This window comes from Bacillus sanguinis (assembly GCF_018332475.1).
Classification (GTDB): domain Bacteria; phylum Bacillota; class Bacilli; order Bacillales; family Bacillaceae_G; genus Bacillus_A; species Bacillus_A sanguinis.
Map to the genome: position 1 here is coordinate 1 of NZ_BOQB01000581.1, position 418 is coordinate 418.

General features: G+C 34.2%; 1 protein-coding gene. It reads left to right on the plus strand.

Going from position 1 to position 418, the window contains the following annotated elements; all coding sequences use genetic code 11:
- Positions 1-380: N-acetylmuramoyl-L-alanine amidase family protein (locus KI369_RS28685; RefSeq protein ID WP_212959021.1), on the plus strand; the 380-nt coding region annotated here is incomplete at its 5' end.
- Positions 381-418 lie beyond the last annotated feature (38 nt).

A 418-nucleotide genomic window follows, 5' to 3' on the forward strand; every position in this document is an offset into this window, starting at 1 on the left:
GAGATATTTTTGTAAGTATCCATGCTAATGGTTCTGAAAAGAAAAATGGACAAGGTACAGAAACATTATATTATCAGTCAGCAAGAGCAAAAGTAACGAATCCGCATGTAGAAGACAGTAAGTTATTAGCACAAAAAATTCAAGACCGTCTTGTAGCAGCACTTGGAACAAAAGATCGTGGTATAAGACATCAGGACTTATATGTAACTAGAGAAAATACAATGCCAGCTGTATTAACAGAATTAGCATTTGTAGATAATAAAAGTGATGCAGATAAAATTGCTACACCAAAACAAAGACAAGCTGCAGCAGAAGCGATTTATCAAGGTATTTTAGATTATTACGAAGCGAAGGGTAATAACGTATCTTCTTTCCGTTAATACATCAAAAGAGATTGCCAATAGGCAGTCTCTTTTAT